Annotated in this window: 6 protein-coding genes; 3 read left to right on the top strand and 3 right to left on the bottom strand. The window is 32.2% G+C overall.

Annotation, left to right across the window (positions count from 1 at the left end; genetic code table 11):
- Positions 1-353 precede the first annotated feature (353 nt).
- On the bottom strand, positions 354-662 hold the full coding sequence (locus F6K40_RS23655; protein WP_293139552.1) for a DUF6464 family protein: 309 nt from the start codon (positions 660-662) through the stop codon (positions 354-356).
- Positions 663-710: 48 nt separating this feature from the next.
- The gene (locus F6K40_RS23650) at positions 711-917 is read right to left on the bottom strand and encodes a hypothetical protein (RefSeq protein WP_293139551.1); all 207 of its coding nucleotides are present in this window, start codon (positions 915-917) and stop codon (positions 711-713) included.
- A 477-nt stretch (positions 918-1,394) separates the two neighbouring features.
- Here F6K40_RS23650 and F6K40_RS23645 point away from each other — a divergent pair, with 477 nt between their 5' ends.
- The 3 genes from F6K40_RS23645 (at position 1,395) to F6K40_RS23635 (ending at position 8,220) form a co-directional block, all read left to right on the top strand.
- Complete coding sequence (locus F6K40_RS23645; protein ID WP_293139550.1) at positions 1,395-2,414, top strand: Ycf66 family protein; 1,020 nt, start codon at positions 1,395-1,397, stop codon at positions 2,412-2,414.
- 1,607 nt (positions 2,415-4,021) lie between these two features.
- Positions 4,022-6,367, top strand: coding sequence for a CHAT domain-containing protein (locus F6K40_RS23640; protein WP_293139549.1), 2,346 nt, complete (start codon positions 4,022-4,024; stop codon positions 6,365-6,367).
- A gap of 995 nt (positions 6,368-7,362) precedes the next feature.
- A complete protein-coding gene (locus tag F6K40_RS23635; RefSeq protein ID WP_293139548.1) occupies positions 7,363-8,220 on the top strand; it encodes a DNA adenine methylase in 858 nt (285 codons plus the stop codon).
- 214 nt (positions 8,221-8,434) lie between these two features.
- On the opposite strand, the gene F6K40_RS23630 is transcribed toward F6K40_RS23635, so the two are convergent.
- On the bottom strand, positions 8,435-9,027 hold a 593-nt coding region (locus F6K40_RS23630), incomplete at its 5' end, for an IS200/IS605 family accessory protein TnpB-related protein (protein WP_293139547.1).

Genomic DNA, 9,027 nt, shown 5'->3' with positions numbered 1-9,027 from the left:
GTAGTTTTAATACCTGTTTATGAGGTTATTCAGAGAGTTTTGATGGGAGAAATAAGTGTTTGTGGAACTGTCACAGCTATATTTTTAGGATGAGAATATTTGCACAAGTCTAATTGAATTAAAAATTGAGAATTAATTAGGGTTTGCTGATTAATTATCAAAGGATTGATAGATAAATACTTTAGCCTTTTTAGGTCTAAAAAAGTGCTAGTTTTTAAGTTCCTAGAACTGAAAAAAGTTAGTATTTTGAGCAGATAAGATTCTATCTTCTGAGACTTCCCATACTTCCCACACTTTGCTTTTTTCAGCAAACCCTAATTAATTTACCAATTCTAAATTCTAAATTCTAAATCCTAAATTCTACCAATATCTATTGACTGATAATCACGACAACCTTTACATGGCCCCAGGGGATTAACCGCACAACGAATATTAGAAGACCTAGCATTAAACTTACAAGTTAGGTCTCCTATGATGTATCCTACTCCTTCAATATATTGTTGTTCTGGTTGGCTAGATATAGCTGTTATTTCTCTGTAATTTACAACTAATCTGACTGAGTTAAGTCTTTGTCTAGTCCTTGCTTTAAACTTGTGGAGAATCCATAAAGAAACTAGGCAAGGAGTTATGCCTATCAAAAAAATTAGTAATATTTCAAACACATTTATTCTAATTTATTGTAAGTTCAGACCTACTCTATCAATCTTAATTTATTGGTCGATAAAAGTTTGGAAATTTGTCATATCTGAAAACTGAAAACTTTCTTCAACATCTGATAAGTTTGGTACTTTACTATCTGCTGTAGTTACAGAAGGAGATAAAGAAGAAATAGGTGACTTAATATTAGATAAATCTATCCCTGCAAATATATGTAAAGAGAAGGTAACAGCAGCAGCTAACAAAATTTTTTCCCACATTTCACACCCTCCTTTTATTTTGATGAAAATATAGAACAATTTATTTTGAAGCTTTTGTAACTCTTATATATTATGAGACAACTTTAGTAATGGTGTGTGACTTGAAATTAGGCAAAAAGTGATTAAACTCACGATTGAATGAATAAATCTTTAACTCTAAGCTATATCTAGTATATAAAAAGCGATCGCTCAAATAATAAGTTCTAAACTGGGCATTATCTGACTACATATTTTCTACTCAACCCATCATAGTGGGTTGAAATTGAAAATGCAGAAGTTAGTAGAAGTTATCTAAATGTTGGCTTTTATACCCGCGCTCTACTGCAAGGGAGCATCGTATGGGAATGCCAACGAATCTTGCAGTTTCACACATAATATGTTATATGAAATCCCGCCCTGTCTCGTAGAGCAGCGTCGGGAGGATGTCAATGAACGATAAAATGACCCCATATACAAATAGTCGGAGTATCTAAACTTATGCTTACATACATACTGGCCTTAACTGTTGGTCTTGGTAGTTTAGCTTTATATCTGGTGGCCTTTTTCTTTCCAGAAGTCCATCGGAAAAACGATTTTATATGGAGTGGTGTAGGTCTTTTCTATGCCCTGGTATTGTGGTTTTGTGCAGGTAGAATTACAGGTGCGGTATTATTGGGTCAACTAGCAAGTGTATCTTTATTAGGTTGGTTGGCCTGGGAAACTCTGACATTGCGTCGCCAAGTGACTCCAGTTGCAGAGCAAACAAAAATATCAACTCAGGAAAGCACTCAAGATAATACTCAGGAAAAGTCAGCAACTATTTCTGAAGCAACATCTATACCAAAATTAGAGAATATTCCGAAATTAGATTTAAGTGAGTCAGTAGAAAGTTCTATTGAAGAGTTTGTTAATGAAGTAAAACCAGGAGAAAGTGAATCTGAATTATTATCAAGTGAGACTACTTCAGACTCCAGCAAAATGACAAAAGAATCTGAAGCAGATACAACTGAAAGTATGGCAGAAGAAAATGTTTTAACCGACGCTCAAACTGTATCAGAAACATCTCAGAAATTACAGACAAGTTCATCTAAAAAAGCTGGTGGTTTTTCTCAGTTATTGATACCTGTGAGTGGAATATTGAACAATATTAAAAATGTCATTCAAGGTAGGGATAGTAAAAATACTGGCTCTGAATCAGCATCTACACAAATTCAAGCTGATACTGAGAAATTTAGTTCTATTGAAGAGGTAATTCCTGAAGCTAATGAGACTATAAGTAAGACTGAAGACACTCAACCTGAAGAAGAGTCTTTAATGGAAAAAGAAGAGTCTATGGTATCTGATATTCAAATAGAGCAAACTACTTTGACAGAAGTTGAAAAAGAAGCAACCTCATCCTCAGAAGTAGAATCTACATCTACTGAAAAAGCTATTGCAGAAACTTCTAAATTAGCTGAAGTTTCTGAAGTTGAAGATAGCTCTCCTTCACTAGAAAAAATAACTAATAAAGATAGTTAGAATGAGGAATAAAAATTAACTCCTATTTCTTCTGAGGAGAAAAATGAGACTGATAGTTCACCATCAGATTTATCAAAGGATAGTGCAAATAAGTCCGTAGAGTCGTAAAATCAAAATTGAAAAGGGTAGAAACAAAGAATAAACAATAATACATAGAAAATATAGGGGGAATTGTCAGGTAAAACTACAGCTCAATTCCCTATTTTGTTATTGTAGTTATAGTAAATCTGCATATAGAAATTAAGAATGAGATGTGAGAATTTTACTGTTGCCGAAAATTCTAGAATATAGGGGTTATCTGATTCATAATATCTAGTTTTTTGTTTTTTCCCTATTCCCTATTTTACTGCCTACTCCCTAATGTCTACTCCCTAAAATATGAGAATTTTATTGTTGCCGAAAATTCTAGAATATAGGGGTTATCTGATTCATAATATCTAGTTTTTTGTTTTTTCCCTATTCCCTATTTTATTGCCTACTCCCTAATGTCTACTCCCTAAAATATGAGAATTTTATTGTTGCCGAAAATTCTAGAATATAGGGGTTATCTGATTCAGAATATCTAGTTTTTTGTTTTTTCCCTATTCCCTATTTTACTGCCTACTCCCTAATGTCTACTCCCTAAGATATGAGAATTTTATTGTTGCCGAAAATTCTAGAATATAGGGGTTATCTGATTCATAATATCGAGTTTTTTGTTTTTTCCCTATTCCCTATTTTACTGCCTACTCCCTAATGTCTACTCCCTAAAATATGAGAATTTTATTGTTGCCGAAAATTCTAGAATATAGGGGTTATCTGATTCATAATATCGAGTTTTTTATTTCTTCCCGGTTCTCTATGTTACTAATGAATAATTGATAATTGATAATTAATCAATTTGGCTTTATTGCTTCTACTTACCAATGGCAAACTTGATAATTCATAATTAGAGATAGCTTTTATTAATCAATAATTGATAATTAGAGATAGTTTTCATTATCCATTATCCATTAAAAAGATTTCTCCTTATGCAATTCTGTTGCGGTTTTAACCAGAGGTAATTTCCATTATTAATTAATGAATCTCTATTCTGGTAGTCCTAAATATGTAATACCATTTCTCTGTAACAATGCGCTTAATAATTATTACCCAGACCTGAATTTTACTAATAGCTGTTATCTTTTATTAAGCGCAACATCAGGTCGAAATGCTATAAGGATATTAGTTGTTATATCCTTTTAATTTTCACTTATATAGACTAGAAAAATCATTACTTGTTTACGGAAAAATCAAGGTATAAAGCCTCTTCATTCATGGAGAAAAAGTAGTCGTTGGATATATGGGTTACCTAAGGATATCCAATCGACTAAGGGAAGAAAAAAATTCCTTTTAACTGAATCATTCTATTACAGAAGATGTAGTAAACCCCGCCCAATCAGGTGAGGTCTTTAATTGTTAATTATTAATTATTAATTATCGAACACTACCCCTACTTCCTAATATAATAGAAATCAATACACACAAAAAATTGAGCTAGCAAAATGATAATTTGGAAAAATTTCAGATTAATTATAACTACTGTATGTTTATTAATTATTCCTGTGTCTATAGTAGTTGAGAAAAAAGTGAATAGAAATTCACAAGCACTAGCAGAAATTACAAAAAATGAGAGTCATTCCATTTCACAAAACAATAAAACTGAAGTACAGGAACTTGAGGAACAAGCAACAGAAGAATTTGATAATGGTAAATTTGAGGTTGCTCTAGAAAAATTTAAACAAGTATTAGAAATTTATACTAAACAAAGCGATCGCTCTGGAATTATTCGGACTTTGAATAAAATTGCTGTTGTTTATGATGCTCAGGGTAAATATCTGAAAGCTTTAGAGTTTTATCAGGAAGCATTAGAAAAGATTCAACAGGAGAAAAGTAGTGAAAATATCAGTGCTATTTTAAGTAATATTGCTTTAGTTTATTCACAGTTAGGTTGGTATGAGCAAGCTATAGATTTTTATCAGCAAGCTTTAAATAAAAATTATCCAGAACCAGCAATTATTTTAAATAAAATTGGAGCAATTTATGAGCATTTAAAAGAATTTCCTAAAGCTTTAGAATATTATCAACAAGCTTTAGAGGTTAATCGAAAAAATCAAGACAATATTGGTATAGCAAAAACTCTGGATAATATAGGTGTAATTTACCGAGAACAAGGTAAATATTCGGAAGCATTAAAATATCATCAGGAAGCATTAGCTATTCAAGAAAAAATCGGTGAAAGTTATGATAATTCAGCCACTCTTCATCATATTGGCATAGTTCACCGAGAATCAGATAAACATTCCGAATCTCTAAATTTTTTGACTAATACTTTGATTATGGAACGACAGATTGGAGACCAAGATGGAGAGAGAATTACTCTGGCTAATATAGGTAAATTATTAGAAAGCAAAAATCAAGATAAGTTGGCAATAATTTTCTATAAACAATCAGTTAATATTACTGAAAATATTCGGAAAGATTTGAAAAAGTTACCAGTAGAACAGCAAAATTCATATATAGAAAACAATGCTGAAATATATCGGACTTTGGCTGACTTATTACTGCAAAAAAAACGGGCTTTAGAAGCACACCAAATTTTAGATTTACTGCATATACAAGAAACATTTGAATATACTGGGAGCTTAGACGCTGATGAATATGAATATAGTGAAATTCCATTGTTAGAGTCAGAACAGGTATTTTGGGAAAAGTATATTCAGCTAATAGATGAAGTTGCTAAAAGCTCTAGTAAAAATCCAAATAACTTACAGGAAAAATTAGCAACAATCCAAGATTTTTTTGATAGTAAAGAAGTCAAATCTATAGTTTCAGAACTAGAGAAAAATGCTAGGAGTCAAAAGTTAAGTTCAGATATAGCACTTTGGTTACAGTCTGAACTACAGGAACATAACCAGCAAAATACTGCAGTCTTATATCCGTTACTTTTAGAAGAACGACTAGAATTAATATTAGTGACTGCTAATTCTCCTCCAGTTCATCGCACTGTTTTAGTAAATCGGGAAGAATTTAATAGAACCATCTTTCGATTAAGAGTAGAATTAACGAAAAGAAATCGATCTGACGAAAGAGTTATACAAACAGGATTAAAATTATATAATTGGTTGATTAAACCTATCGAACCTCAGCTAAAACTTACTCAAACTAAAAATATTCTTTATGCACCCGATAGTAAACTACGTTATATTCCTTTAGCAGCACTACATGATGGAAAAAAATGGTTGGCAGAAAGGTTTCAAATTAATAATATTACTTCTGCAAGTTTAATGGATTTAGAACCTAGACCAAAATTTAAACCTATAATTTTAGCGGGTGCTTTAACAGAAGGAACTTATAATTTTCAGGTTGGCGATCGCCAATTTGAATTTGAATCATTGCCCTTTGCAGGAATAGAAGTAGAGGAGATAGGAAAAGCATTTCCTGAAACAAAGAAATTGTTAGGTAATGCTTTTACTAAAGAAGCTATAGAAGCAAAATTAGATAGCTATAATATTATACATTTTGCCACTCATTCTGCTTTTGTAACTGGTCATCCAGAAGAATCTTTTATATTATTTGGAGATGGTAACCGTGCTACTTTACGAGATGTGGAAGATTGGAATTTAAAGAATGTAGAATTAGTTATTTTTAGTGCTTGTCAAACTGCTTTGGGAAAAGAGCTAGGAAATGGAGAAGAAATACTCGGTTTTGGTTATAAGATACAAGAAGCTGGCGCAACAGCAAGTATAGCAACCTTATGGCGAGTTGATGACCAAGGTACTCAAGAATTTATGAATGATTTTTATTTAGCTTTGAATAATGGAGCAACTAAGTTAGCAGCAGTACAAAAAGCACAAATTTCTATGATTAATAGCGATGAGTATAGTCACCCCTATTATTGGGCACCATTTGTTTTAATTGGGAATGGATTTTAAGTCAGTTATCAGTTATCAGTTATCAGTTATCAGCTATGGTTTTTGGTATTAGACAAAAGCTTTTAATTAAGCAAGAATTTAGGCATCAGCTATCAGCTATTATTTTGGTATTAGATAAAAGCTTTTATATCATTTCCGCTGGTATCATTTGTGTAAACCAAAGGCTAAATATCTACAGGAAATTTAAGTTTTTTTCGGGGTTAATACCCTTAATTCCTAGATAATTAAAGCCTTCATCCCCAAATTCAGAATTCAGAATTCAGAATTCTTACCCTTTTACAATACCGATGCTACCGGACATGATATTAATTAGGATTTGCTGATTAAATCTAAAAGCATTGATTCCTAAAGGCAAGTCTCTGTTTAGTTGCATAAAAAGTGCAAGTTTTTCGGTTTAAAAAGTTCAAAAAGTAAGTAAGTATTTTGGAGTAACGCGAGACAGAAAAATCATTTTTACCATTGTTTCAATCACCTTCTCTATAACTCCCATTTCTCTTAACTCTTAACTCTTAACTCTTAACTATTCCCTACTCCCTATCTCAGCAAAAAGACTTTATTCAGCAGACCCTAATTAAGTAAGCATTTAACTATTAGCTAGCCTTCTAGGAAGGAACTGCATTAACAGATATTATTTTTGGTTTTAGATAAAAGCTGGTAATTGGGAAAATGTATAATGCAATCCGTACTTATGTTCTAACAGGGCTATTTCATTCTAGAATAAAGTAACAATTTGACTAGCTTTTAGAGATTGGTTGATATAAACTTTAACTCTTGAAAAGGCATATTTTCGTAGTTTGCACAAAAAGTCATAAATTAGAACGAAATAGCCCTAATGTTCTAATATTTTATCCTAGGGTTTTTGTCTCCCAAGCAGAGCGCAAATAAGATTAAAATATCAAAATCCTAATTTTTTCACCAATCATTTCATATTGCTATATTACAAATTTTTTGAGAATATAGTATGACTTTATTATGAAATATAGAGGTATTTTTTAGTGCGCAAAAATCCAGTAATTAAACCTTTTTTAAAATGGGCAGGAGGCAAGAGGCAATTATTACCTGAATTAACAAAATATATCGACCAAAAATCCTTCAATAAACATACCTATTACGAACCTTTTATTGGTGGAGGAGCGCTTTTATTTGAGTTACAACCAACCAGAGCAGTTATTAGTGATAAAAATAAGGAATTAATCAATTGTTATGAGGTAGTCAAAGATTCATTGGACTCTTTGATTAAAGAGTTAAGAAAATATCAAGAACATAATAGTGCTGATTATTTTTATAAAATTAGAGATTTAGATCGTTCACCAAAATATAAAAATCTGTCAAAAGTAAAAAGGGCAGCCAGAATTATCTATTTGAATAAAACCTGTTACAACGGTTTATTTAGAGTTAATTCTCAGGGGCAGTTTAATGTTCCTTTTGGCAGATATAAAAAACCTAATATTTTAGATGAAGCTGTTTTAAAAGCTGTCAGTAAATATTTAAACGAATCTGAAGTAAAGATATTAAATGTGGATTTTGCTAAAGCAGTTAAAGATGCGAAAAAAGATGATTTTATCTATTTCGATCCCCCTTACGATCCTGTTTCTGATACGGCGTCTTTCACGGGATATGATATCAATGGTTTTAACAAGGATGAACAGAAAAGATTAAAGGAAGTTTTTGATGAATTAACAGATAGAGGTTGCCAGGTTATTTTAAGTAATTCTCAAACAGATTTTATTATGGATTTGTATCAAGATTATCGGGATAAAATTCAAGTAGTAAGGGCAGCAAGAAGTATTAATTCTAAAGGCTTGAAAAGAGGAAAAGTTGATGAAATTCTAGTGTTAAATTTTTCAGTATAGCCAAATCTTTAAGTATGACTAAAAATGATGAAGTATGGGAAAAGTTATTTCACAGATATCAAAGATTAAAGACAGGTTGAAAAATACTCTAATAGATATCCTCTACTCCGCTTGAAAAAACCTGATCAAATCGCTCAAATATTGGCAAATATCAACAGGAAAAACACCACGGTCACGTTTCGTCAATCATTAACGTCAAAGACTTGTCACAATGTCAGCCAAAAGTTTCGCACTGTGGCATAACCAATGATTCCCAGTTAGAGACTGAGGTACTATAATAGTCATGGCGACATTTTATACCATCCCAGGACTTTATCAGTTTATTTAATTGATTCCACGCGCTCCAGACGTGCTTTCCTTTCTTCACGAAAGAATAGGCGGTTAAAGAGCGCGGTAGTCGTTCTGAAAGTCTCATTCCACGTCGAGCCATAACTAGGGCTGCCGCTTCGTCGCTAGCTAATCCATACATTCGGACATATTTAACCAGACCAATTAAACTGCTGTATGCGGGATTGACTTTGATTAGTTTTATACCCCGATTACTCAAAATTGTTTCCAATTTTTCCGAAAAAAGACTATATGCCCAACTAGATAGCATTCGAGAGTATTTTTTACCCTCCTCTCGTAGTTGTTCTTTCTTATTACCAAAATCCAGATTTTCTACTACTACTGGGCAAGCGTATTTATCAGCTAATTGCTGAATTTGAAGAACCGCATTAACTATTTGACCATCTTGCTTATTCTTTGGCAATCCCATTTCTAATGGTATCTGTCCATGTTCTCTTAAATTTCCATCTGCATCACAGT

The organism is Okeania sp. SIO3I5 (genome assembly GCF_010672085.1).
GTDB lineage: Bacteria > Cyanobacteriota > Cyanobacteriia > Cyanobacteriales > Microcoleaceae > Trichodesmium.
This window is presented reverse-complemented; position numbering and strand designations above follow the sequence as displayed.